The 24,691-nt window shown below is 42.1% G+C and carries 21 protein-coding genes; 9 read left to right on the top strand and 12 right to left on the bottom strand.

What is annotated here, in order from left to right; all coding sequences use genetic code 11:
- Positions 1-4: 4 nt before the first annotated feature.
- Genes GNF10_RS16990 through GNF10_RS16980 form a run of 3 tightly spaced genes read right to left on the bottom strand, consistent with a single transcriptional unit; the run spans position 5 to position 2,794 of the window.
- The gene (locus GNF10_RS16990) at positions 5-733 is read right to left on the bottom strand and encodes a Uma2 family endonuclease (RefSeq protein WP_185580853.1); all 729 of its coding nucleotides are present in this window, start codon (positions 731-733) and stop codon (positions 5-7) included.
- Positions 734-787: 54 nt separating this feature from the next.
- Positions 788-1,681 carry an ABC transporter permease gene (locus GNF10_RS16985; RefSeq protein WP_185580852.1) on the bottom strand — a complete coding sequence of 298 codons (894 nt, stop codon included), beginning with the start codon at positions 1,679-1,681 and terminating at the stop codon, positions 788-790.
- Positions 1,682-1,708: 27 nt separating this feature from the next.
- The gene (locus GNF10_RS16980) at positions 1,709-2,794 is read right to left on the bottom strand and encodes a PotD/PotF family extracellular solute-binding protein (RefSeq protein ID WP_185580851.1); all 1,086 of its coding nucleotides are present in this window, start codon (positions 2,792-2,794) and stop codon (positions 1,709-1,711) included.
- 417 nt (positions 2,795-3,211) lie between these two features.
- Between GNF10_RS16980 and cruF the strand changes: the two genes are divergently transcribed.
- Both cruF and cruG read left to right on the top strand, forming a co-directional pair.
- Positions 3,212-4,120: a gamma-carotene 1'-hydroxylase CruF gene (cruF, locus tag GNF10_RS16975; protein WP_185580850.1), complete on the top strand. Its 909-nt coding sequence runs from the start codon at positions 3,212-3,214 to the stop codon at positions 4,118-4,120.
- A 149-nt stretch (positions 4,121-4,269) separates the two neighbouring features.
- Positions 4,270-5,505, top strand: a complete 1,236-nt coding sequence (gene cruG, locus GNF10_RS16970; protein WP_311774173.1) for a 2'-O-glycosyltransferase CruG — start codon at positions 4,270-4,272, stop codon at positions 5,503-5,505.
- An 88-nt stretch (positions 5,506-5,593) separates the two neighbouring features.
- Here cruG and rnhA read toward each other — a convergent pair whose 3' ends face one another.
- The 6 genes from rnhA to GNF10_RS16940 all read right to left on the bottom strand — a co-directional run bounded on the left by rnhA (position 5,594) and on the right by GNF10_RS16940 (position 15,249).
- The gene (rnhA, locus tag GNF10_RS16965; RefSeq protein ID WP_185580848.1) at positions 5,594-6,502 is read right to left on the bottom strand and encodes a ribonuclease HI; all 909 of its coding nucleotides are present in this window, start codon (positions 6,500-6,502) and stop codon (positions 5,594-5,596) included.
- Positions 6,503-6,723: 221 nt separating this feature from the next.
- A complete protein-coding gene (locus tag GNF10_RS16960; RefSeq protein WP_185580847.1) occupies positions 6,724-8,031 on the bottom strand; it encodes an amino acid permease in 1,308 nt (435 codons plus the stop codon).
- A 214-nt stretch (positions 8,032-8,245) separates the two neighbouring features.
- Complete coding sequence (locus tag GNF10_RS16955; RefSeq protein WP_185580846.1) at positions 8,246-9,757, bottom strand: ATP-binding protein; 1,512 nt, start codon at positions 9,755-9,757, stop codon at positions 8,246-8,248.
- Positions 9,758-9,764: 7 nt separating this feature from the next.
- The gene (locus GNF10_RS16950; RefSeq protein ID WP_185591999.1) at positions 9,765-11,720 is read right to left on the bottom strand and encodes a PAS domain S-box protein; all 1,956 of its coding nucleotides are present in this window, start codon (positions 11,718-11,720) and stop codon (positions 9,765-9,767) included.
- Positions 11,721-12,627: 907 nt separating this feature from the next.
- Complete coding sequence (locus GNF10_RS16945; RefSeq protein WP_179075501.1) at positions 12,628-14,160, bottom strand: SagB/ThcOx family dehydrogenase; 1,533 nt, start codon at positions 14,158-14,160, stop codon at positions 12,628-12,630.
- 240 nt (positions 14,161-14,400) lie between these two features.
- A complete protein-coding gene (locus GNF10_RS16940) occupies positions 14,401-15,249 on the bottom strand; it encodes a M28 family peptidase (protein WP_185581847.1) in 849 nt (282 codons plus the stop codon).
- A 317-nt stretch (positions 15,250-15,566) separates the two neighbouring features.
- Here GNF10_RS16940 and dnaK point away from each other — a divergent pair, with 317 nt between their 5' ends.
- The 6 genes from dnaK (at position 15,567) to GNF10_RS16910 (ending at position 20,553) form a co-directional block, all read left to right on the top strand.
- On the top strand, positions 15,567-17,672 hold the full coding sequence (gene dnaK / locus GNF10_RS16935; protein ID WP_185581848.1) for a molecular chaperone DnaK: 2,106 nt from the start codon (positions 15,567-15,569) through the stop codon (positions 17,670-17,672).
- A 119-nt stretch (positions 17,673-17,791) separates the two neighbouring features.
- Positions 17,792-18,787 carry a DnaJ C-terminal domain-containing protein gene (locus tag GNF10_RS16930; protein ID WP_185592114.1) on the top strand — a complete coding sequence of 332 codons (996 nt, stop codon included), beginning with the start codon at positions 17,792-17,794 and terminating at the stop codon, positions 18,785-18,787.
- A gap of 186 nt (positions 18,788-18,973) precedes the next feature.
- Positions 18,974-19,498 (top strand): J domain-containing protein, encoded by a 525-nt coding sequence (locus GNF10_RS16925; protein WP_185585849.1) that lies wholly within the window; start codon positions 18,974-18,976, stop codon positions 19,496-19,498.
- A 31-nt stretch (positions 19,499-19,529) separates the two neighbouring features.
- Positions 19,530-19,802, top strand: coding sequence for a DUF3143 domain-containing protein (locus GNF10_RS16920; protein WP_012412225.1), 273 nt, complete (start codon positions 19,530-19,532; stop codon positions 19,800-19,802).
- A 173-nt stretch (positions 19,803-19,975) separates the two neighbouring features.
- Positions 19,976-20,248, top strand: a complete 273-nt coding sequence (locus GNF10_RS16915) for a type II toxin-antitoxin system ParD family antitoxin (protein WP_185585845.1) — start codon at positions 19,976-19,978, stop codon at positions 20,246-20,248.
- The gene (locus GNF10_RS16910; RefSeq protein ID WP_185585846.1) at positions 20,245-20,553 is read left to right on the top strand and encodes a type II toxin-antitoxin system RelE/ParE family toxin; all 309 of its coding nucleotides are present in this window, start codon (positions 20,245-20,247) and stop codon (positions 20,551-20,553) included. The genes GNF10_RS16915 and GNF10_RS16910 overlap by 4 nt, the downstream gene beginning before the upstream one ends.
- 109 nt (positions 20,554-20,662) lie before the next feature.
- Here the strand turns inward: GNF10_RS16910 and GNF10_RS16905 are convergent, their stop codons facing one another.
- From GNF10_RS16905 to lysA, 3 genes are all read right to left on the bottom strand, one after another.
- Positions 20,663-21,412 carry an isoprenyl transferase gene (locus GNF10_RS16905; RefSeq protein WP_012412222.1) on the bottom strand — a complete coding sequence of 250 codons (750 nt, stop codon included), beginning with the start codon at positions 21,410-21,412 and terminating at the stop codon, positions 20,663-20,665.
- Positions 21,409-22,332 (bottom strand): diadenylate cyclase CdaA, encoded by a 924-nt coding sequence (gene cdaA / locus GNF10_RS16900; protein WP_114083815.1) that lies wholly within the window; start codon positions 22,330-22,332, stop codon positions 21,409-21,411. The genes GNF10_RS16905 and cdaA overlap by 4 nt, the downstream gene beginning before the upstream one ends.
- Positions 22,333-22,538: 206 nt before the next feature.
- Complete coding sequence (gene lysA / locus GNF10_RS16895; protein WP_185585847.1) at positions 22,539-23,942, bottom strand: diaminopimelate decarboxylase; 1,404 nt, start codon at positions 23,940-23,942, stop codon at positions 22,539-22,541.
- Positions 23,943-24,034: 92 nt separating this feature from the next.
- Between lysA and rimI the strand changes: the two genes are divergently transcribed.
- The gene (rimI, locus tag GNF10_RS16890) at positions 24,035-24,586 is read left to right on the top strand and encodes a ribosomal protein S18-alanine N-acetyltransferase (RefSeq protein WP_185585848.1); all 552 of its coding nucleotides are present in this window, start codon (positions 24,035-24,037) and stop codon (positions 24,584-24,586) included.
- The last annotated feature ends 105 nt before the right edge of the window (positions 24,587-24,691 follow it).

The following is a 24,691-nucleotide window of genomic DNA, read 5'->3' as shown; positions in this document are numbered from 1 at the left end:
GTAATTATGGATTACCCGGTAAATTATTTGGATCTACACCTAAAGAACGTAAATACTGCGCTAATTGTTCAGCCCTTTGTCGCTCTTGTTCAGCCTGCGATCGCTCCTGTTGTGCCTGTTCTGCATCTGTCAAATAGCGGTTTCCTTGCTCATCATACCAACATAAAAACTGCTGTTGTATGCCGGCAATTACAGCCTGGTGTCGCCCAATACCTAACCCCACTTCTGGCATAAAATAAGGCTCACCTATTTGTAGCTGGTAGCTTTCATCTATCAATTTATACACTTCAAAGGGTTGATGTTGGTCACGTCGCCAAAACTCAGGGTTATAAATTACGTAGTACAATACACCAAGTTTTTTATATATATCTAGCTTCTCGTCATATTCACCTCCTGGGGTATGGGATACCATTTCTAATGTGAATATTGGAACGATCCCATTTTCTTCCCAAACTGCGTAACTTTTGCGTGATTTACCACCCTTTTTCCGTTCTACTCCCACACTTAAAAAAGCATCCGGCACTACAGGTACTCTAGGATTTACCCCTGTGGTGTGATACACTCCCATATCTACTCCGAAGTACCAATCTAGGCGATTTGCCCAAATAGAGTTGAGTAAGAAGAGTAAAATATTAGGCAAAAAATTTTGATCCTCGTTATCCACTGGCGTATCGTCTGAACAGGGAAGTTCATCAGTAGTTGGTAACGCATTTTTGAGATCAGGTGAGAGCATAACCGTTGTCTCGCTGGCGTTTGATGCCCCTATTATAAATGAGCGACCAAAAGTTTAGCGTTTGGGTGCAGGTTCGCCAAACTTAATTAAAAGTGCGATCGCAATACTAACAAGCAAAATTAACGTCATACTTAAAGCGGAACCAAACCCCCAATTTTGGGTGGCTCCTAGAAACTGGTTATAAACTAACCGCGCTGCCGTCATACTAGAAGCACCACCAAGTAATTCTGGATCGACAAAATCCCCCAAGCCTGTGATGAATACAAGCATAGAAGCAGCTGTAATTCCAGGCAGAATTTGCGGTACAGTTACCTGGAAAAAAGTTTCCATCGGATTTGCACCTAAATCAGCCGCCGCTTCTAACAACCGCTTGTCTAGCTTTTCGAGAGAAGCATATAAAATCAAAACCATATAGGGTAACAAGCTGTAACTCATACCAATAAATACAGCTTGACTCTGGTTGAGTAATTGCAAAGTAGGCAAGCCTAAAGTGCTGAGTAAACTGTTCAACAAACCAGTAGGACGAAGAATCGTAATCCAAGCATAAGAGCGAAGTAACGATGAAGTCCACAAAGGCAAAACAAAGCCTAATAGCAGCAAATTACGCCAACGTAGCGGTGCTATTTGAGCAATCCAATAGGCGACAGGGAAGCCTAAAATTAAACAAATTATTGTAGTGCCCAACGCAAAAAATAGCGATCGCACAATTACTTGTAAGTAAAGGGGGTCAAATATTCGGATGTAGTTTTGGATGCCGTTGGGATTAACCAAATCTCCTGGTCGGATGTCTGCAACTAAACTTAACTCGAAAATTATCAAAGTTGGCAGCACCAACAAAAGTAATAACCAAATCCCCGATGGTGCAAGTAATATCAGAGGTTGCAGCCAATTTCCTCGCAGGCGAGGCAATTTTTCTATTTGGGAAATCCCATTTTTTTCAATATTCATTATTTATAAATCTAACTGCTAACTATTTTAACTGCTAGTTAATTGAGTCCAATAGCGATCGTAAACCTCTTCAAAGTCTCCTACAGGAGTAACACGTTCACAGTTTGCTAAAAGTGATTCTGCGGGAAATAAATTAGCATTGTCTTGGATTATTTTTGGTAATTGCTCAAATCCAGCCCTATTAGGCGTAGAAATACTCAAGCGTTGACTGATTTGGGCTGCTAATTCTGGTTGCAAAATCATATTGATCCAAGCATAAGCTCCAGCTAAATTAGGGGCTGTTTTCGGAATAACAATAGTGTCTGTCCATAATGAAGAACCACTGCGAGGAATCACATATTTGAGTTTAGGGTTTTCTTGAGCAATTTTTACTGCGTCTGCTGAATAGCACATTGCTAATAGCAAATCTCCTGCCAGAATTTGATTTTGCCAAGCGTCAGTGTCAAAACGCGCGATCGCAGGTTTTAGCACCTTCAACTTTTCATAAGCTTGTTTGATTTCTTGTTCGTTTTTGGAGTTGTAAGAATAACCTAGCATCCGTAAGGTTGCACCCATAACTTCTCGAACATCATTAAGCAAGGTCATCCGTTGATTAAGTTTTTCTTGGTTCTGCCAAAGGTAATCCCAGTCTTGTGGTGCATCTTTGATTTTTTCAGAATTGTAAAGCAAACCTGTTGTCCCCCAGTTAAAAGGGATGCTATATCGGTTATTGGGGTCATAGCTAGGATTCTGAAATCGGGGGAATAAATTCTCTAAACCGATTAAGCGATCGTGATTTATCTCTGTTAACAAACCTTTGTTTACCATCTTCTGCACCATGTAATCAGATGGATTGATGATGCTGTAAATGCCACCACCTCCAGCTTGCAACTTGGCCAGCATGACATCATTGGAATCATACACATCTGCCAGCACTTTCATGCCAGTTTGAGTGCTAAAAGTTCTCAGTAATTGGTTGTCAGTATATTGTGTCCAGGTAAAGACATAAAGTTGGTCACGTTGACCATTCGTATTAGAATTAGCACGGACTTCAGCCAGTCTCCAGCCACAACCAGCTAAAGATAAGCTAGAAAGTGCTGCCACCCCTTTTAAAAATCGCCGTCTGTTAGCCATTAAGTTAGAAGTTATTCATCGACAACTTCTAGATTACGGTATAATTTGTATTCCCTGGCCTAATTTTCTGGCATCAATGTATCATTCTTCACTTTAGAGCTTAGTTAATTTATAATAGTTTTCTTCACTCAATGAGATCCCTGCATGGAAGGAATTTTTTATCATACGGGTATCAGTAGGACAAGAAACCAGAATTTTTTGCAGATGGAATTATGTAGATTTTGAATATATAGCTTAAACTAGTAGGTTTATCATCATATTTCTTATAGCTTCAATCAATCGGCTGTTATGCTCTTCCCAAGAAAGCCAAACAAGTTTGTAGAGAATTGCGGCACAAAGTATTTAAATATGTTGTTAAACATTTGTAAACTGTTAGCAGCCGAGTAGCCGCGTGTCACATCTTGTTAAGGAATTATCATGAGACAACTTGTTATCGTTGAGCGCGTATGCCTGATTGGTCATATCGTGTCAAAAGCCTTCGGACTGGTAGGGATGCTACTGGTCATACCTAATGCCGACATAATTTTCAACTTATCGCAGGTTGGAGAAACTGCCGTACAGTTAAGTATGGCAGGCGGCGGTGTAGTTGATATTATCTTGGGGACAATAGCTGTCTCTATTTATGCTTACCGGACGCTGGGATTGGGAACTTGGCTAGCATTTATGCTGCCGGCTATGCTTATCTCTTTGGGAAGTGAACTACTGGGAACCAGCACAGGTTTTCCATTTGGAGATTATAGCTACTTGAGTGGCTTGGGTTATAAGATTGCAGGGCTAGTTCCTTTCACAATCCCTTTGTCTTGGTTCTATGTTGGGCTGTCGTCTTATTTAATTGCGAGAATTGGTTTAAAAGTGGCTCAAAAACCCAGTTGGGGTCGCCATATTGCGGCTATAGCTGTTGGTGCTTTACTCTTCACTTGCTGGGATTTTGCCCTTGAGCCAGCTATGAGTCAAACTTCTCTGCCTTTTTGGTATTGGGAACAACCAGGAGCTTTCTTTGGCACACCTTACCAGAACTATGCAGGTTGGTTTGGCACTAGCGCCCTGTTTATGAGTGTGGCAGGCTTGTTATGGAGAAACACATCGATTAAATTAGAGCGATCGCAACTCAATCTACCCTTAGTCGTTTATTTGACTAACTTTGCCTTCGCCGCCGGATTAAGTTTAGCTGCTGGCTTCTCCATTCCTGTATTGCTCGGTTTATTGCTTGGTGTGGTTCCCGCCGTGGCGTTGTGGTTAAGGAGTTCAACCACACCCGCTCAAGTTGCTGTTGAACCAGTAAGCAAAGAAGTATCAGTAGCAAAGGTTGAAGTTGCCTTGAAATAGCTTAGAAATTGCGGAATGGGAAATGGAGAATGGGGAATAGAGTAACAGGGATTAGGGATTAGGGATTAGCAATTCCCAATTCCCAATTCCCAATTCCCATTTCCCATTTCCCATTTCCCATTTATTTTGTATAGTCGCACTTTTAATTGATAAGTATTTTGACAACAGTAGATAACGCTTTAATAGTAGAAAGTGCCATATCCTTTTTATTGCTACTTATCCAAGTACCAGCAACGGCGATTCTGTTTTCGCGCCTGCTAAAGGGGCCAAGAAGGCTGCCACCAATAAAACCGCAACAGCCAACGCCAGAGCTTTTAGGTAAGGTTAGTGTCGTAGTTCCCACACTGAACGAAGCGCTTCGCATTAGCCCTCTGTTAGCTGGTTTAAGTCAGCAAAGCTACGAAGTTCGGGAAATTCTTGTTGTAGATAGCAACTCCAGTGATGGTACACCCGACTTAGTAAAAGCTACACAGCAAAAAGATCCGCGCTTTCGTGTGATGACAGATGATCCCTTACCTTCTGGTTGGGTGGGGCGGCCTTGGGCGTTGCACAACGGTTTTCTATATAGCGCTGAGGGGAGCCAGTGGTTTTTGGGGCTGGATGCTGATATTCAACCACATCCTGGTTTGGTTGCGGGTTTAGTGAAGACGGCCGAAGCACAAGGCTATGACTTAGTTTCCCTTTCGCCCCAGTTTATCCTCAAATATCCAGGGGAATGCTGGCTACAACCAGCTTTGTTGATGACTTTACTTTACCGATTTGACCCTGCTGGCATTAATGCAGAGCAGCCTGAACGGGTGATGGCAAATGGGCAGTGTTTTTTGTGTCGTCGCTCCGTTTTAGCTGCTGTGGGTGGTTACAGCAGCGCAAGTGGTTCTTTTTGCGATGATGTCACCTTGGCACGAAATATTGCAACTCTTGGGTATAAAGTGGGCTTTTTAGATGGTGCAAAAGTACTGAAAGTACGAATGTATGAGGGGGCGATGGAGACGTGGAAGGAATGGGGGCGGAGTCTCGATCTTAAAGATGCAACTTCTCGTTCGCAGTTGTGGGGAGATTTATGGCTACTCACATCTGTTCAAGGTCTACCCCTTTTAATTGTCCTCAGTTTTTTATTGATTTCTCCCTCACTCTTGTACTCGCTAGAGACGCGATTAATCGCGTCTCTACCCACTCCCCTACTTCTTCTACTGGGACTGAATTTATTCTTGGTGGTGATTCGCTTTGCGATGCTAATTGCGATCGCACCTTCCTACGATCGCAAAAGTGCTAAAGGTGGCTGGTTATTCTGGCTTTCCCCTTTAGCTGATCCCCTAGCTGTTCTGCGAATCTTCTTATCTGCGTTCCACAAGCCACGCGAGTGGCGAGGACGCAAATATATATAGTGGGGAATTGGGAATTGGGAATGGGGAATGGGGAATGGCATTGATTATTAAATATTCTCCCCTGCTCCCCCTGCCCCCTGCCCATTCCCTACTCCTCTTCACCTCCTACTTGATCCCCGCGTTCCAGTTCCCAAAGAATTTGATTTCCTTCACGGCGTACCCGTGACACTATCCAGTTTCGCCAGCGCCATTGATCTCCCCGACTGGTAACAGCGCTGGCGTGGACATCCATCAAGTCTGCTAACTCAGAACTGGTGATTAAGTAGCCTTTTTCGGAAATTTCGTCAGCGATACGCAGAGTTTCGACCAAGCTGCGGAGTTGTGAAACCCTGATTTCTGCCGGTTTTTCATCGATAGCGGCCGCAGTAGGCCCAGTTGATGGTTCCATAACGGTTATTTCTAGTGCAGAAGTACTGATTTCTTGGGGACTTTGGTTAATTATTCGAGACTTTTTTTCATAATCAGCTACTTTTGCTACATTTAGTTCATTTGTGGAAGGTAAAGATTTATAAAAATTTGTAGAAGTGAATTGTTGTAGCGAGGGGATTTTGCCACTAGCATAAGTGCGAGCGATCACATCACAACGTTCGTTACCTATGTTACCAGAATGTCCCCTGACGTGTTGCCATTTTACCTGTTGGGTATTGAGTTCATCAAGAGTTTCCAAAAGCTCTTGGTTTTGGACGGGTTTACCATCTGACTTTTTCCAGCCTTTCTTTTTCCAGCCTTTCACCCACTTGGTTACGCAGTTAATCAGGTATTCGCTATCGGTATGGAGGGTGATTGCTTGGGTTTGTTGAGATGTTTGCAGAAATTGGAGGGCTGCGATCGCAGCTTGCATTTCCATTTTATTATTGGTGGTATGAGGCGATGCATCGCCCATTTCGTGGATTGAGCCATCGCTAAAGTAGACGACAACTCCCCAACCACCAGGGCCAGGGTTCCCGGTGCAAGCACCATCGGTGTATATACTTTGGATTGTGGGTTGAGTGGACATGGTTTAGGATATCGAACCGCAAAGGACTGCATTCGCGCAGCGTCTCGTCAGAGAAGGACGCAAAGCCAAGAGTGATTAGCGGCGAATTTTTGTAAAGAATATGCAGGTTATTATACTGGTTAGTATTCCAGGAACAATGCTTCACAAAACGCGATACGTTAAAATGGAAGATGCGATTTGGTTGGTTGCTAGTGCGATCGCTGTGCTACTGATAAACTTTTTTAAGTTGCGATCGCTAGAATTTGTCTTCCCATCATGGTTAATGCCACTCCAATCATTACAATGAGTGTCAACTTTCCACCAGGCACGAGTAGTTGATTTGTGCTATCTGAGTTTTCTTGTTCTTGACGTTGCTTCCAACTCATTAACGCCGGAATTATTCCACCCAGAACTGAGATACTGAACGTTCCAGTGTAATCTAGAGCAGTAAAAAAGATGCTGGGATTGAGCGTTCCGAGAGTCATCGGCGGGAAAAGAACCAGTGAATACAGGGGGAAACGGTTAGAAAGCTGGCTCTGTGCAAGAAAAATATCTCCGAACAAATCGAGCAATCCGTATACAAATCCAATGAATGATGTGGCGATCGCAAACTCTGAAAAAATAGATACTAGAACTCCTAACCATTCTCCCGCATCGCCTGCTCGGAGAATTTGCAGTGGGTCAAAAACAGTACCATCAGATGTGCCATATTGCATATCAGGACTGACGCTTCCTAAAATTACGGCATTCCACGCCAAGAACATAATTAGAGGAATCACAGAACCAATTAAGATAGACTGACGAATTTTGCCGGCATCCCCTTCGAGTTGCGTAACAACTAACGGCACAACGTTTTGGAAAAATAGCGCCACAGACATCACTGAAATAGCACTACCAAGGGCACTCCAATTCTGAAATAAGAGTTGGGCACTCTGAATATGCCTTCCTGCGAAAAACAATAATCCCAAAAAAGAAACGATGACAATTCCGACAAAGGCACTGTTTAATTTCTCAATAAACTTTTCTCGCCCAAGATACATAATGCCACCAAATAACAGTGTGAAAGTCGTTGTACCTATCCACATCGGCAATATCTGCACACTCCAAATTTTTGCTGCCGCATATCCTAAAATCTTTCCACCTTCGGTGATGTATGCCACCAAGAGAGCATAATGCATAAATAAATATGCACTGCCAGCCATTTGCGCTCCCAGCTTACCAAGGATTTTCTCAACAACTCCCAAAAAACCTATGCTTACACGCCCTTCTGTTCGCATCGTGTTTAAGGTAACTTCTGCAACCAATAACCCTGAAACTAAAGCGTAGAGCCAAACAGCAATCAGTCCAGATGTGGATGGTACAATACCAGACGGCAGAGTAACGGCTGGTAGGGCGAGAATTCCAGCCCCAACAGTGGTTCCTGCAATCAATGCAGTACTCCCCAATACACTACCCGGTTGATGATTAAGCTTTTTTCCATCAAATTCAAGATGAGAAAACAACCGAGTGACTTGCTCTGAATCTTTGAGAACAGTCTCTATGGGAAGCATACTAAATACCCGTACATAAACCCGATTAATAATACTAGCATCTGGAAATATTCTTCGCAAAAACACTGATGTTGCTATTTTTGCAGAGAAATTTTAGCGAAAAAGAAGCGATCGCCATTTCATCACTAACACAACTTTTTAAGCAAAAGTGTAATTTGTAGTGCTTGAAAAAAGTTATTTCATAATCAATTTGATTCTCAAAATAAAACTACCTCTAACTTTCACTTGAGCTATCGGAATTTAAGGGCAAAATTACTGTAAATGTAGTACCAACTCCAATTTGACTTGTAACACTAATTTGACCCCTGTGAGCATCAACGCACCTTTTAACGATTACTAAACCTAACCCAGTACCCTTAATTGATTGGACATTTGAGCCTCGGTAAAATGATTCAAAAAGTCTAGCTTGATCTGCTTCTGGAATGCCCATACCTTGATCTTGAATATAAAAAATTGCTAACTTCTTAATAGGATCGCATATTAAATTAAACTCAATCTTGCCACCTCTTGGAGAATATTTAATCGCATTTGAGAGGAGATTTCCGAACATATAATTTAATAGTCCTTCATCCATTACAGCGTCAGTGCGATCGCTATGACAGGTAAAAACAATTTCACACACGCTACTTTCAACAATAGAAAAATCTTTGATTAACTCTAAACAGAATTGCTCTAAGTTAAGTGGAGCAGGGTTATATACAAGTTTTTTTGCCTCCGCTCGACCCACAAACAGCACTTCTTCCATGAGTTTTTCCATAGACTGCACAGCACCTTGAATTCGCTTTAAATAAATTCCTCTTTTTACATCTGTCAAATTTGCTCCTTTCATCTCTATAAGCTCTACTGCCGTTTGAATAACAGTCAGAGGATTACGAAACTCATGAGATACGGTAGAGATAAATAAGGACTTGAGACGGTTAAGTTCTTGCTCCTTTTCTAATGCTTTCTCTAGCACTTTTGTTTGGCGGTGATCGCTAAGATCCCAGAAAACAACTACTACACCATTGATTTTATCTGGCCCTCCCTTCAGTGGCGAAGCACTATCACCAATTGGAACTCTTTTTCCGTCTCTTCTAATCAGAGATGTGAATTCCTCTAAATAAACAACCTGCTGCTCCCGCAGCACTTTTGTCACTGGGTTTTCTAATATAGTATCTGTGGCTTCATCGACAATATGAAAAATATTCGTCGCCTCATTTCCTAAGGCATCTTTTTGCTGCCAGCCAGTCAGTACCTCAGCTGCGGGATTCATAAATGTCACATTTCCCTGCTCATTTGTAGCGATTACAGCATCGCTTATTGAGTTTAAAAGGGTTGCCAACTGATCTCGATTCTGCCGTAGTTCACGCTCTAACTGGTGTTTTAAAAGACCGATTTCAATTGCTATCTTTAAATCTTTTGTAGTAAATGGTTTAACAATGTATCCAAAAGGTTGGGTAATTTTGGCTCTTTCTAAAGTATTATTATCACCATAAGCAGTTAAAAATATTACAGGAACATCTAACTGCTCGCGAATATGGCTGGCAGTAGCAATACCGTCCATTTCACCTTTAAGAATAATATCCATTAATACTAACTCTGGTTGAGTTTCCAATGCCTTAGCAATGGCAACTTTTCCAGATGAAGCTGTTCCCGTAACAACATAACCTAGTTGACTAAGTTGGCTAGAAATAGCTCTAGCAACAATCACTTCATCTTCAACAACTAAAATCCTAGCTTGACCCATTTGATCTTTACTGATGCAAGGTTAACTGCGTAAATTTGATTTTGAATCCTGTTCCATGATTACGTTCTAGGGTGATGTTGCCTTCTAGCTGTTCTGTAACCAAGTCATATACTAACGACAGACCCAAAGAATCAGTATTTGTCCAATCTAAATTAGCTGGTAAACCAATTCCATTATCTTGGATAGTCATCTCGATACTATTATTGATATTGCGTAGAGCAATACTGATTGTACCTACTTGTTGATTCGGAAAAGCGTGCTTGAGAGCATTGGAGATTAATTCGTTAATAACCAATCCACAGGCAATAGCTTGATCGACATTCAAATTCACTGAATCTATATCAGTTTCTAGAGTAATTCTATCAGGCCATATTTGATAGGAAATTAGCAGGCTTGCTGCTAAATTACCTATATAATCGGCAACATCAATCTGCCCAATATTAGCAGAAGTATACAAATTTTTATGAATTAAAGATATTGACTCAATTCGGTTTTGACTTTCTCGAAGAACTTTGATAGCTTCAGGATCTTTGAGTGTTTGAGACTGAAGTTGTAATAAACTAGAGACAATTTGCAAATTATTTTTAACTCGATGATGCACTTCCTTTAACAGAACTTCTTTTTCAGCTAAGGCATTTTTTAATTTGACTTGAGCCTTTTGTCTTTGAACAAGTTCAGTTTGAGCTTGCTCAAAGATGCTGGATTGTTGAATTGCGATCGCTAATTGGACTGTCACTTGATCGAGCAAATCTAATTGATTTTTTTCCCACTCACGAAAACCAGAACATTGGTGAGCAATCAGTAAACCCCAAAGGTGAGAGCCAGGGTTTTGAGAACTTACTTCTAGTAAAATGGGTACAACTAAATTCGCTTTGACTTCAAATTGTTCTAATAAGCGAATATGACAGTCAGTTAGTCCAGCTTCATAAATATTAGCGATCGCTCGTTTGTTTACTTGGTAATACTGCGCTCCTTTACCTGTTTGAAAACACGTATCATAAATCTCTACCCCCAAAGAAACTCTCCATCCAGGTTCTACTGACTCCGCCATGATTGTACCGATCATTTCTGAGTCAAACTGATAAACTACTACTCGATCAACCCCAAGTAAATCTCGCACTTCTTGAACTGTTGCATTCAAAATATCTTGGAGATTCAAAGATTGACGAATTCGTTGAGCAACAGTTCGCATCAATTGCTCCCGTTCGGCTTGACTTTTGAGAGCTAGTTCAGTTCGCTTGCGCTCCGTGATATCTTGACCAATAGTGATAATTTGACCATTTGAAAGTTTAACGTTTGTCCAAGATGTATCTAGTAAATCACCATCCCGAACCTGAGTTCTGAAGTCAGCCCAATTGTGTTGTGCAGACTGCATAAAATTAATCACATCCTGTCGATACTCAGCATTAGGATATAATGCTTCCAAAACATCACCTGCTTGGAAGTCTTTAAATTTCCAGCCTAAAACACTTTCCCATTCTTGATTTACCCACTGAAGTTTACCATTGGTATCAATAAGTGCAATCATCAATGGTATACTCTCAAAAATTCTCCGCAAAAATTCATTTTGCTCTTGAAGTTTTCTTTCTATTCGTTTGTGTTCTGTAATGTCTCGGATATTAACTAACCGAGCATTATAATTGGCATAGTTAATTGTATGCGTCACAACTTCAACATCAAGAATCTGCCCGTCTTTTCGCCGATGTAGACATTGTCCAGAAAAGTGCAAATCAGTATGCTTTTTTTCTAAATATTCTCTAAAAATAGGTACATTTTCTGGAGGGCAAATGTCAGTTATTCGCATTTGCAAAAATTCTTCTCGTGAGTAGCCATAGTGGGCAACAGCAGCTTCATTGACATCCAAAAATTGCAGATTATTTTGGTTATATATCCACATTGGGTTAGGATTTTTAGAGAAAAGAAGTACTTCTAGCTGTTGGCTTTCATTTTCAGGAAATAGCATTATTGTTTATGTGAAAAAATTTTGTAAAATAGCAGATTTAATTGGCTTCAATCTCAAAATAAAATTAACAGAACTTACGTATTCAAAATCTGAAATCCAGATATCTCTTGAGCCATGCCACTTGCTCTACTTCAGGAGACCCCAGACGCTCGCAGGCTCTCTAATGCTTTTAGTATCTCCCTATGGGAGAAGACCACAGTATTTACCTTTTTTTGATAGAAACAAGATGAGTTTTAACACATTCTCTAAATATTAATTAAATGTTTCTAAAACTTACAAATTAAAATCGTGGTTTTCCTAATGTTAGTAATGGGATATTAAATTAGCTAAATTCATGTTCACATTAAAAAATAATTTGATTAAAAAATTCTAAACTAAAAAAATAACTATTTATTCTGGATTGTGTAACATGAACGCCATCGATTACAGGCGTTCATGTTACACAATCCACAAAATTGGATAATGTACTTACTTATTGAAAATCCCTTAACCAAAGTTTTTACTCCACAACACTGTTAAAATATTTATGTTTTATTGGAATAATTTATTCCATCTGAATAAGCACTTGAGGTTGCTTAAAGGTGATATGAAAATGTGTCTATAAAAGTGATGCAAAACTACAGACTGTAGGGGCAATTTATGAATTACCCCTATGTAAATAAAGCGTAGCCTCACCTAGAGTTAGTATGAGTTTCAAAAAAGTTCATATTCCCCATCAGTATTTTTATCAAATTATGGACACTTTTTGCAACATAATTGATAGATGAGTTTATACCAATTTTTTGTGAAACTGCACAAAATCAGTCAGCTTTGGTAAGACTTGGGCTTACGACCCTTGTTATATCTAATTTAGATGTGTTTCAGGTAATTTGCGGTAGTCGGCGGTAAGCTTATGCACATCTACGTTTTATCTTGGGTGTCCCAATGTAGTGATATATAGAGCAGCTTCATCAGCAGGAATACCCAAAACTTCATTTACTTGGTCATCAAAGAATCCACCGATACCGCTAACGCCTACATTTAGGTGCATTGCGGCTAAATTCAGGCGCTGTCCCAAATGACCAGCATCCAGATGTAAATAACGGTAAACGCGATCGCCATATTGAGCGATCGCAGCTTTCAGATCGGCTGTATGGAATAATACTGCTGCTGCATCCCGCCCTAATTCTTGCCCCAAGCAGAGAAAATGTAACTCTCGCCGGAAATTTTTAAACCGAATTTGGCGTAATTCTTGAGCTTTGGGCGCGTAATAGTAACAACCTGCTTCCAGTCCTTTAACTCCGCAAACAGCAATAAATGTTTCTATTAAATTCAAATCAAAGTAGTCTGGAGAAATATCTAAACTTTGGTCGATGTAATTTTGCGGTTGGTAAGTGAAATCTAGTAGACTTTTTAATTGATCGAAAGTTAAATCATCACCATTATAAGCGCGGGTAGAGCGTCGCTTATACATTGTATTTTCCAGTTCTGACAGCTTTTGTCCCCAGTCTATAGGTGTAGTGGTGGTGGGAATTTTCAAACAGAAAGGAAAGTTATATTTATCCTCTAAAGATTTTTCTTGTTTGATAACTGGTAGATTGAGATTGCCAGTTATACCTGATTGAATTTGGGTGTGTCGATGGAAATATGTCAGCAATTCACCATCGGGGATTTGAGGATAATTGGTTTCGGTGGCGGAAGGTAAAGCAGTACATCCCAATGGCAAATTTTGATTGACATCTAACAAGTCTGCCAGAGGTAAGACAGCGATCGCACCTTCTTGTTGCGGATCGATATAAAGCAGATCGTTTACCGATTCATCCACAAAGCCGCCGATTAAATGAGGGCGAAAGTCAGTAATCGCGCCAGCCAATTCGATATTACCCAATAGATGTCCCGTATCTAGAAAAATCCGGCGATAAGCCCGATCTTCATAGCGCCAGGCAGAACGATAAAATACCGCAGTGACAATAATTGCTAATTGGGTGTTTTCTAAAGAAGGATGCCAGAAACAGGCTGCTTGGAGAGTTTGCCAAACATCACTTTCCCAATAATGCATCAGTGAATGAGTCCGACACTGGTAGTTATACAAACCAGGTGGCAATAACGACGTGCCACGGGAAACCACATACACCTCAGCAGGGTACAATCCGCCGGCACTGGGAGCAGCGCGTAAATATACTGCACTACCCATAGAAGGCATTCTCGCTGTCAATCCATAGCTGCGAAACAGTAACCGTGAAAGTCTTTGCCACCATTGAGCATCTGGGTTATTAGCAAATCCCTCTGATTTTTCTTGGATATAGGGTTTGAGATCAATATTAGAGCCAATTTTGTACTCTTTGAAAGGCACTGGCTGTTTAGTCCAGTCTAACTGCTGACTTTTGGAGGCAAGAGTCTCAGGGTTGTATTTAGTCCGTTCGTGGTAATGCTGGGCAATTGATTGGTGTAATTCTGGCATAGTACTTTTAATATCCTTGGGGCATTCTTTTTTTGATCTTGGCATTCATTAGCCTCATTATTTCGTGTCAATTCGTACAATCCTCATAGTTCGAAAGTGGTAATTGGTAACAACTCTATTGGGAATGGGGTATTGGGCATAGTAGTTCTGGTCAAAAATAATGTAGAGACGTAGCACTGCTACGTCTCTACAAGGGTTCTGGATAACGCATATTTAATTTCTGGATATGTCTAATATTTTTCATAACCGCCGAATCGCAATTTCTAACCCTTCACATACACCACAAAGAAAATCTAAATCTAAAGTAGCGATCGCATCACTAGGTTTGTGATAATGGGGATTTCGCAAAAATGCCGTATCTGTCACCATCATTGCTGGATAACCCAAATCCCAGAAAGGTGCATGATCGCTAAGTCTGGTTTGGGGAACTATTAAACCTCGATTCGGCACAGGTAGCCATTGACTAGCTACGCCAGCTTTGCGAATATTACGGCTCATGGCAATTAAGTCAGGCAATGTCCGCAAATTGCCAATTAAAGCAATAAAATCACCTGTATCTGGATAGAAGCGTTCCAGAGGAGGGGGATAACTTTGGGAACCAGGCGTAGAATCCTTATAACCCAGCATTTCTAGGGAGATCATTAAGCGTAGCTGTTGCTTTTGTTGGTGCAACAGAGCTGCATAATCAGCGCTACCTAGTAAGCCGTATTCTTCCATATCGAAAGCAACCAGCCTTAATGGATATCTTATAGCTTGGGCAGCAAACTTTCTCGCCAATTCCAGCAAAACTGCCACACCTGTGGCATTATCATCAGCCGCAGGTGTTCCCGGAACGCCATCATAATGAGCGCCAATTAAAATCGGTGGCAAATCCTTTTTTTGCCCTCTAGCTTGGGAGGGTAAATTTAATATCAAGTTCTTACAAGCTTTACCCCTGACTTCAAAGGTGTGGATTTCCACACTTCCCCATTGGGAAAATTCCTGGCGGATGTATTCTTGGACGAAAAAATGTCCAGCTGTTGCCATGTAAGGATCGCGTTCTCGCGCGATCGCACTCAGGGAAGTTTGTAATCGCTTTGTTAAATTCAAATGTTTAAAATAGCGGTAATATTAAGGTTTTCAGGCACTCAAAGAAGCAAAAATTTCTTATTTAAGGTGCATTTAGCAACTTACAGATTCAGTGCATAGAAGTAACCGGATAACAAGAATTGAGGCTGCTTAGACACAGCAATCATCGTCAATGCTATCCTAGTCTTGCAACTATCTCCTCTAGCTGCACTTCTTAGCTCACTGCCTTAATGACGACTATTATACCATTGAGGTGTTTTCATCCCATAGCACAAAGCTAGAGGTAGTTCCGCCCAATCATAATAAATATATAAGACACTTTAGGAGAAGAGTAACGCATGGGCAAGGTAGTCGGCATCGACTTGGGTACAACCAACTCAGTAGTCGCCGTTATGGAGGGTGGCAAGCCGGTGGTGATTGCCAATGCAGAAGGAATGCGAACAACCCCCTCCGTAGTTGGCTTTAGCAAAGAAGGCGAAAGGGTAGTTGGGCAAATGGCACGCCGCCAAACCGTCCTCAATCCCCAAAATACCTTTTTTGCAGTGAAACGCTTCATTGGGCGCAAATATGCCGAACTTAGTCCAGATTCTAAGCGTGTACCCTACACCATCCGCAAAGATGAAGTAGGTAATATTAAAATTGCTTGTCCCCGTCTCAATAAAGATTTCGCCCCAGAAGAAATTTCGGCAATGGTGCTGAAGAAATTGGCAGACGATGCTAGTCGCTATTTGGGTGAACCAGTCACAGGGGCAGTGATTACAGTCCCCGCTTATTTTAACGATTCTCAACGGCAGGCAACCCGCGATGCTGGCAGAATTGCCGGTTTAGAGGTGTTGCGGATTCTCAATGAACCAACTGCTGCATCTTTGGCTTATGGATTAGATCGGGGTGACACGGAAACTATCTTAGTCTTTGACTTGGGTGGCGGTACTTTTGACGTGTCGATTTTAGAAGTGGGCGATGGGATATTTGAAGTCAAAGCTACCAGTGGAGATACGCAACTTGGTGGTAATGACTTTGACAAAATAATCGTAGATTGGTTAGCAGAGCAATTTCTAGAAACTGAAGAAATAGACTTAAGACGCGATCGCCAAGCTTTGCAACGTCTGATGGAAGCTGCGGAAAAAGCCAAAATTGAGCTTTCTGCTGTCAGCGTTACTGATATTAACTTACCCTTCATCACCGCCACAGAAGATGGCCCCAAACATCTGGAAACTCGTTTAACTCGTTCCCAGTTTGAAGGTTTGTGTGGTGATTTGGTAGGGCGATTGCGGACACCAGTGAAACGCGCCCTCAAAGATGCCGGACTTTCACCTAGAGATATTGAAGAAGTGGTGTTAGTTGGCGGTTCTACACGGATGCCAATGGTGAAGCAGCTAGTGCGCGACTTGATTGGTACAGAACCTAACGAAAATGTCAATCCTGATGAAGTAGTGGGAGTGGGTGCAGCAATTCAAGCCGGAATTCTTGCAGGCGAACTCAAAGATGTGCTGCTTTTGGATGTCACCCCCCTTTCTTTGGGGTTGGAAACCATCGGCGGCGTGATGAAAAAACTCATTCCCCGCAATACCACCATCCCAGTCCGCCGTTCTGACATTTTTTCCACGTCTGAAAATAACCAAAATACCGTGGAAATTCACGTGGTTCAGGGCGAACGAGAAATGGCAGGAAACAATAAGTCTTTAGGACGTTTCAAGCTGTATGGTATCCCGCCAGCGCCACGAGGAATTCCTCAAGTTCAGGTGTCATTTGATATCGATGCCAACGGTATTTTACAGGTAACAGCCTTAGATAGAACCACTGGGCGAGAGCAGAGTATCACTGTTCAAGGCGCTTCCACCTTGAACGAGTCAGAAGTGAATCGGATGATTCAAGATGCACAGAAATACGCCGATGTCGATCGCGAACGTAAAGAAAGGGTAGAAAAGCGGACTCGTTCTGAGGCGCTGATTTTCCAAGCAGAACGGCAACTTAGAGAAGTTGCACTTGAATTTGGTATGCAGTTTGCCCGTAGCCGTCGCCAAAGAATTGATAATATTTGCCGAGACTTAAAAGAGAGTCTGAAGGAAAATAGCGATCGCGGTATCGATCAAGCTTATGCCGATTTGCAAGATGCTCTCTATGAGCTAAATCGGGAAGTCCGCCAGACTTATGCTGAAGATGAAGATGACGATTTATTAGGTACTATCCGTGACATCTTTACTGGCGGTGATAAGGATAAAGAACGCGAATTTCCTAGAGATACATATCGGGAACGCGATTCATTTGGTAAGGACTATGGCAGAGATTACGGTAAAGACTATGGCCGAGAAAATAGCCGAGACTATGGCCGAGACAATAGCCGAGACAGTCGTTCTTCCTCTTATGAAAGCCGTCCTCCACGCAAATCTCGTCCCAGCTACCAAGATAACTGGGATGATGAAGATGACAATGATTGGTTGTAGTACTTTTAATAAAAGTTAGGAGTTAGGAGTGAGAAGTTTAAAATTAAATCTTTCAACTCCTAACTTCATAATTCATAATTCATAACTACTAAGTAATTTAAAATTTAAATAACTGAACTATGCAAAATTTGCCGAATTTCCGCGATTACTACGAAATTTTAGGAGTATCTAAAGACGCTTCTGGTGAGGAAATTAAAAAGGTTTATCGGCGGTTAGCAAGACAATATCACCCCGATCTGAATCCGGGTAATAAAGAATCTGAGGAAAAATTTAAGGATATCGGCGAGGCTTATGAAGTCCTTTCAGACTCAGCCAAGCGATCGCAATACGACCAGTTTAGCCGCTACTGGAAGCAAAAAGGCTTTGCAGGCAACAAACAAACGCCAAAGGCTAAAACTTGGCAGAGTGGTGCTAGCGATCGCAACGGTAATCAGGAAGTAGATCCAAGCCAATTCTCCGACTTTGAAAGCTTTATTAATCAAGTTATCGGTGTCAAAAATAAGAGTGGGGCCAGTAAGTCTAGTAATGGCAATACTAGCGATCCGTTTCGTTCCCCAAGAACAAAAGTTGCCTATACAGTTAACACTCCACCTCGCACTACTCGCCGAGATATAGAAGCCAGATTAACCCTACCCCTAGAAAAAGCCTATCAAGGCGGTAATGAACGCATTCGTTTGGAAGATGGGCGATCGCTAGAAGTTAATATGCCACTAGGGATGGTGACAGGTCAAACCATTCGTTTGCGAAACCAAGGTGTTGGTGGTGGCGATCTATACTTAAAAATTACCGTTGAGCCTCATGCATTATTTAAGCTAGAAGGTTTAAATATTCTTTGCCAAGTACCAGTTACTCCCAGCGAAGCAGTTTTAGGAGGACAGGTAGAAGCCCCAACTTTGGATGGCCCAGTGAAAATGACCATTCCCCCAGGAGTTAGGTCTGGTCAAAAATTTCGACTAGGGAATAAAGGCTACCCCGGCGATGATGGTAAACGTGGCGATCAATTAGTAGAAATTCAAATAGTTACACCGAAAAATATTAGTCAAGAAGAACAGGAATTGTACGAAAAATTACGGCAAATTGAAACTTTTAAACCCCGTGCTGATTTAATACGTTAGGGATAAAATATCAATCTTAATGAGGCTATTGACCAGAACAAAGATTAGTTTTTAATTAAATGCTTTATTAAGATATCTTATTCAAATGCTAGACCTGCTGTGTCGTCTGCAATTCACAAAGGATTTAAAATATAAAAAATATCTTTGAGCAAAGTGACTCAAACAGCCGTGAATCAAAACGGGGCAATGCCACAAAGCAGTAAACCAACTTATTACTCCCTGCTAGGACTGCATCCCTCGGCATCAGTAATTGATATTCGTCGCGCTTATCGAGAACTGAGCAAACGCTATCATCCTGATACTACAGACTTGCCTACTGCGATCGCCACTCCCAAATTTCAGCAAATCAATGAAGCCTACGCCACCCTTAGCCATCCAGAACGGCGATTAAGCTACGATTTAAAAATTGGCTATTCCCGCTTTGGAGTGATTCAACCACCCCCTGACTTGAATCATCCCGTCTCGCGTTCTCATGACTGGTCAAAATCAGCTTACCTCGACCCTAGCGATCGCCCCTTATCATCTGGCGAAATTTTTGCTTTATTTATGCTGGTGTTAACATTTGTAGGTTGTTTGTTATTAGCAGTTGCCATTGGTTTAACTCGTGGTGATGCTGCTTTTCAAACCCGTTTGCTACAGTCAACTCCATCTGTACAACAGCAAATTACCCATGTATTACAACTAATTACCCTTATGGTAATTAAAAATTAAAAAATTTCCTAATCCAAAATCCCAAATTCCTATGCCTCTTCTTCCCTCAGATACGCCCCTATATAATCATCCCCTGCCACAAATTGAACAGTGGCTAAAAGACCAAGGCTGTAAACAAGACGAAACCCAGAGGCATTGCTGGCATGTGCAACGGCCTAGTTGGCAAGCTGAACTATGGCTCGATGTTGAGCAGATTGTAGTGCGATATGTCCAATCTGGGGAAAATGGACAAGATATCCAACGATCGTTCAAATATTCTCTCAGTCGTGATGATGTAGAACAAGCTGTGTTTTCTGGGCCATAGATGAAGTGCTGAGTCCAGTTCACCAACAAAGTGCGTAGTTTACCGCCGTAGGCATCCCTAATCTTCTAAAGTAGATGTAGCTGACAAAAGCAGCCACCAAAAGTGTAGACGCGTAGCGGCTTGTCCATAGACATCGCTTACAATTAAAGTTACTCCTACTCCGACAAAAATCCATGCAAATCGTTCTGCCACCTGAAGTAGAAGCCCTAGTTCAACGCCAACTCACTAGCGGTAAGTATCAGAACGCGATCGCAGTTATTCTTGCAGGCGTAAAACTCCTGGAACAGCAAGAAGACATCTATCAAGGACGATTGCAAGACCTGCAACAAGAAGCGCGGATTGGGTGGGAAGCGTCCGAGCGGGGCGAAGTTGTTGATGGTTCGGCTGCAATGGATCAAATTCGTGCTAATGTGCGGTCGCGCTACGGTGTTTCAGACAAAGCATGACCTCACAATTTCGCCTTACCAAACCCGCAATTCAAGACATTGAGCAGATAGCGGATTACATTGCTAGACAATCTGGCTTGGCTCAGTCTGAGGGTTTTCTGAGTAAGCTGGATGCGAAATTCGCTAAAATTGCTCAGTTCCCTGGTCTAGGACGACAGCGTGATGAAATTTTACCTGGTATCCGTAGCCTCTCAATAGACAATTACCTCATCCTCTACATGCCCATAGAGCAAGATGTGGAGATTTTTCGTGTTGTCAGTGGCTATCGAGATATCAAAGCCCTATTCGATGACTCTGATTCTTGATACTCCTTCTCCTTCTGAACATTAATTCTCTCCCTTGGTTAACAAGCCTCGTGGTTATCTCCACCCAACCCACTGAGGCGGAAATTGGCGGTTGGGTTTTATTATAAATTTATACTTTCCCAAATCGCCGCTCCCGTTGTTGGTAGGCACACAAGGCGCGGTGAAACTCGGCCCGGTCAAAATCGGGCCAGAGAGCATCAGTAATGTAAATTTCTCCATAAGCCATTTGCCAGAGAAGGAAATTTGAGAGGCGCATTTCTCCACTGGTGCGGATTAACAAATCTGGGTCAGTGATTCCTGCTGTATACAAGTGGCTCTCAAACACCTGTTCATTAATTTCATCGGGTTGTAGCAGACCTTGCTGGACTTGTTTTGCGATCGCCTGACAAGCTTGTAAAATTTCTTGCCGTCCGCCATAATTAGTTGCCACTGAAAACCGGATACCGCGATTATCCTTGGTTTCTTCCATTGAACGGGATATTTCTTGCTGGAGCGATCGTGGCAGAGCCTGCAAATTCCCGACAAACTTAATTTGAACATTCTCTTCGACCATTTCCCGAAGTTCTTGGCGCAAAACTCTTTGAAACAGAGTCATCAAAAAATCCACTTCTTCCTGCGGTCTTTTCCAGTTCTCCGTTGAAAAAGCATAAGCTGTCAGCGCCTGAATTCCCCAATCCTGACAACAACGAAGTAAATCCTTAAGAGCATCTACTCCTCGCTTATGACCCATAATTCGGGGTAGACCCTGACGTTTAGCCCATCGACCATTGCCATCCATAATCACCGCAACGTGCTGCGGCAATAGTTCTCGTTTTAAGTCAGTAGGCAAATCTTGCAGTTTAGTTTGTTGTGCTGTCATTTTTTATCTCGAGAAGCGGTCGATGGTAATCCGAGTAAACGTGAAACCAGTGCTAGTGTCTTCCCACCTATCCGACGAACAAAACTCAACAGACCAGGAGCAACAGCTTCCCTATCCACGGTTGGTGACAAAAGAGCCTCTAATGACTCTTTTAGTTTCTTAATCGTCAGTGGTCTATTTAGAGTTCCCCGTTCCGCTAAGGAAATGGAACCCGTTTCTTCAGATACAACGACACAAATGCAATTTTCGACCCGCTCAGTAATTCCCATTGCCGCCCGGTGGCGTGTTCCCAACTGGCGCGAGGCTGTGCGTCCCGAAAGTGGTAAAATTATACCCGATGATACGATCCGTGAGCCACGGATTAATGTCGCTCCATCGTGTAACAAAGTTTTCGGCTGAAAAATTGTCTGGATTAGTTCTTTAGAAACCTCCGCATTTAGCTTTACTCCTGGCACAGAAAAATCTCGCTCATCAATTGGCCCTGTGGTTTCCACAATTAGTAAAGCTCCAATCCGGTTTTTTGACAATTCTTTAACAGCCTCAACAATTTCATCAATTACACTATCAGATTTGGGGATTGCCAGCCGATCGGGTTGAAACAACTGGCGGAATTCGCCACGCCCCAATTGCTCCAAAAACCGCCGAAACTCTGACTGTAAAGCAACTGCCATCGCTACAGCACAACCAATCACCAACTTTTCTAGTACAAAACTTAGCAGAGGTAGTCCTAATCGGCCACTTAGTGCTGAGGCTAGCATTAAGATAATGAATCCCCGCACCATCCACAGTGTTCGGCGCTCACTAATAATAACTAGTATCATGTAAGTCAGCGCCAGCACTAAGACAATATCCAGAGTCCCAAGCAGCAAGGACTGTGACCACCCCAGGTTTATCAGCCATTGCTTCCACCAATCTCTCATGACATCTGGATTACACTTTTGCCTCTAATTACAGTTAGTCATTTGTCATTTGTCATTTGTTATTAAACCGCGCCTACTGTGAAAACCATAGTTTTTTGTAATGAGGCTAAAGCTCAAAACTCAAGCCACGAAAGAATAATATACTCTCTTCAAAAACTCTAGGTTTCAAAATAGACGGGGTTTAGCTCCTAGCTAATGACCAAGGATCAATGACTATTTTTTAGTCTTTCTGGTAGGCTATCTTGTCGAATTAAGTCTTGATAAGTTTCACGTTGCAAAATTAAATTCGCTTCGCTATTCGCCACAACAACTGCTGCCGGTCGGGGCAAGCGGTTGTAGTTAGATGCCATACTGTAATTGTACGCACCAGTTCCCATAACTACGAGAATATCTCCTGGTTCAGTCTTTGGGAGTAGTGCATTTTTAATCAGAATATCTCCTGATTCACAATGTTTACCAGCAATTGTGACTGTTTGAGTTAAAGGAGAAGACATTTTATTGGCAACTACTGCCCGATAAACTGATTGGTAAGTAATCGGGCGAGGATTATCGGACATTCCCCCATCGATCGCTACGTAGGTACGAATTTCTGGAATAACTTTGGATGAACCAATAGTATAAGCAGTGACGCAAGCTGTGGCAATTAGCGATCGCCCTGGTTCACTCAGTAATTTCGGTAAAGGCAGATTTTCGACCGCACAGGCTTCTTGGACAACTTCACAAATTGCCTTCACCCACTCTTCAATACTGGGGGGATCGTCTGATTCTGTATACTTAATCCCCAAACCGCCACCAACATTTAACTCTGTAATATTTAAACCATACTTTCCGGCATCTCGTAGCCATTGCACCATGACAGCAGCCAAATCTTGATGCGGTTGGCGCTCAAAAATTTGGGAACCAATATGAGCGTGTACTCCTACGCAATTAAGGGCAGATTGTTGACTGACAAAGGTAAAAACTTCATCTAAATCGTTGGGATCAAAGCCAAATTTGCTATCTAAGTGTCCCGTGCGAATATATTCGTGAGTGTGGCACTCAATACCGGGAGTTAAGCGTAGCATGATGCGGATTGCTTGACCAGGTTGGGCTATTTCCACAAGGGTACGCAATTCATACCAGTTATCCGCCACAATGGTGACACCAGACTCGATCGCTAAAATTAATTCTTCACGAGATTTATTATTGCCGTGGAGGTAGATTTTATTGGGACTAACACCCGCTTGTAGGGCGGTGTAAAGTTCACCCCCAGAAACTACATCGATTCCTAAACCTTCTGATGCGGCGATCGCACAAACTGCTAAACAATTCCAAGCTTTTGAGGCGTACAATACTTGAGATTCGCCCTTGTAGTACTGCTTGAAAGCGTCTCGGTATTGCTGACAAGCTGAACGCAGGGTTTCTTCATCTAAAATATATAAGGGTGAACCAAATTGCTTAACTAGGGTTGTGACATCACATCCACCAATTTCTAGGGAGTCATGATTATGAACTCTAGCAGTTAGGGGTAAAAGTTCCTGATTAGGCGAGAGATTTGGGTTAGTGTCACGCCTTTGAGGTAAATATTGACTTCCAGAATGTTGAACCCCAGTGGGGTGAGTCGATACCATAAATATAAAAGTTGTCCTTGTTCAAATTACGGGCTTTGAGTTCGTCTCCCGATTCCCAGTTTACAAAGGGTTTGTAATCTTATTCAATAAATGTGATCTCATTAGACTTAGAAATTAAATTACTGACACCAGATAATCTCAGTGCAATTCTGGAACTAGATCAAGCCTGTTTTGGCGGACTTTGGACAATGGAAGGCTACAAACGAGAATTGGATAGCCCCAACAGCGATTTACTCGGTTTATTTTCCCCATTTTCCAACGTTAGTTTGTTAGGAATGGGTTGCTTTTGGTCAATTTTAGAGGAAGCCCACATTACAATTTTGGCGGTTCATCCCCAATATCACCGTCAAGGTTTGGGTGCGGCTTTACTATATTCACTCCTTAAGACAGCTTGCGATCGCGGAATGGAGCGAGCTACCCTCGAAGTCCGAGCTTCCAACTTGGCGGCAATATCTTTATATCAAAAATTTGGCTTCAAAACAGCCGGACGGCGGCGGGGTTACTACCAAGATAACGGTGAGGATGCGCTAATCCTTTGGCTCCCCGATTTACAACACTCCAAATTTCAAACAACTTTAGACCAGTGGTATGCCACAATCGGCGATCGCCTCAGCAAATCCTCTTGGCATTTACTTTTTAAGTAGTTGGAATTAAAGGCTTGCGATCGCCTTCAGCAAAAAAAGCAGCTTTGCTGCGCTTAATTAAATTTAAATATTCTATGGATAACAAACAAATTATAAGTAAAATTT

It is taken from the genome of Nostoc sp. UCD121 (assembly GCF_014222285.1).
Taxonomy (GTDB): domain Bacteria; phylum Cyanobacteriota; class Cyanobacteriia; order Cyanobacteriales; family Nostocaceae; genus Nostoc.
The sequence above is the reverse complement of the archived record's forward strand: the minus strand, read 5'-3'. Positions and strand labels throughout refer to the sequence as shown.

What these genes read in the sequence shown, in the direction of transcription:
- GNF10_RS16950 (WP_185591999.1), bottom strand. Translation starts at nt 11,720, where the DNA reads ATGCTATTTCCTGAAAATGAAAGCCAACAGCTAGAAGTACTTCTTTTC.
- GNF10_RS16910 (WP_185585846.1), top strand. Translation starts at nt 20,245, where the DNA reads ATGACCTCACAATTTCGCCTTACCAAACCCGCAATTCAAGACATTGAG.
- GNF10_RS16920 (WP_012412225.1), top strand. Translation starts at nt 19,530, where the DNA reads ATGCCTCTTCTTCCCTCAGATACGCCCCTATATAATCATCCCCTGCCA.
- GNF10_RS16930 (WP_185592114.1), top strand. Translation starts at nt 17,792, where the DNA reads ATGCAAAATTTGCCGAATTTCCGCGATTACTACGAAATTTTAGGAGTA.
- lysA (WP_185585847.1), bottom strand. Translation starts at nt 23,942, where the DNA reads ATGGTATCGACTCACCCCACTGGGGTTCAACATTCTGGAAGTCAATAT.
- GNF10_RS16955 (WP_185580846.1), bottom strand. Translation starts at nt 9,757, where the DNA reads ATGGGTCAAGCTAGGATTTTAGTTGTTGAAGATGAAGTGATTGTTGCT.
- GNF10_RS16925 (WP_185585849.1), top strand. Translation starts at nt 18,974, where the DNA reads ATGCCACAAAGCAGTAAACCAACTTATTACTCCCTGCTAGGACTGCAT.
- cruF (WP_185580850.1), top strand. Translation starts at nt 3,212, where the DNA reads ATGAGACAACTTGTTATCGTTGAGCGCGTATGCCTGATTGGTCATATC.
- GNF10_RS16945 (WP_179075501.1), bottom strand. Translation starts at nt 14,160, where the DNA reads ATGCCAGAATTACACCAATCAATTGCCCAGCATTACCACGAACGGACT.
- rnhA (WP_185580848.1), bottom strand. Translation starts at nt 6,502, where the DNA reads ATGTCCACTCAACCCACAATCCAAAGTATATACACCGATGGTGCTTGC.
- GNF10_RS16915 (WP_185585845.1), top strand. Translation starts at nt 19,976, where the DNA reads ATGCAAATCGTTCTGCCACCTGAAGTAGAAGCCCTAGTTCAACGCCAA.
- GNF10_RS16990 (WP_185580853.1), bottom strand. Translation starts at nt 733, where the DNA reads ATGCTCTCACCTGATCTCAAAAATGCGTTACCAACTACTGATGAACTT.
- GNF10_RS16985 (WP_185580852.1), bottom strand. Translation starts at nt 1,681, where the DNA reads ATGAATATTGAAAAAAATGGGATTTCCCAAATAGAAAAATTGCCTCGC.
- cdaA (WP_114083815.1), bottom strand. Translation starts at nt 22,332, where the DNA reads ATGAGAGATTGGTGGAAGCAATGGCTGATAAACCTGGGGTGGTCACAG.
- GNF10_RS16905 (WP_012412222.1), bottom strand. Translation starts at nt 21,412, where the DNA reads ATGACAGCACAACAAACTAAACTGCAAGATTTGCCTACTGACTTAAAA.
- GNF10_RS16980 (WP_185580851.1), bottom strand. Translation starts at nt 2,794, where the DNA reads ATGGCTAACAGACGGCGATTTTTAAAAGGGGTGGCAGCACTTTCTAGC.
- GNF10_RS16960 (WP_185580847.1), bottom strand. Translation starts at nt 8,031, where the DNA reads ATGCTTCCCATAGAGACTGTTCTCAAAGATTCAGAGCAAGTCACTCGG.
- dnaK (WP_185581848.1), top strand. Translation starts at nt 15,567, where the DNA reads ATGGGCAAGGTAGTCGGCATCGACTTGGGTACAACCAACTCAGTAGTC.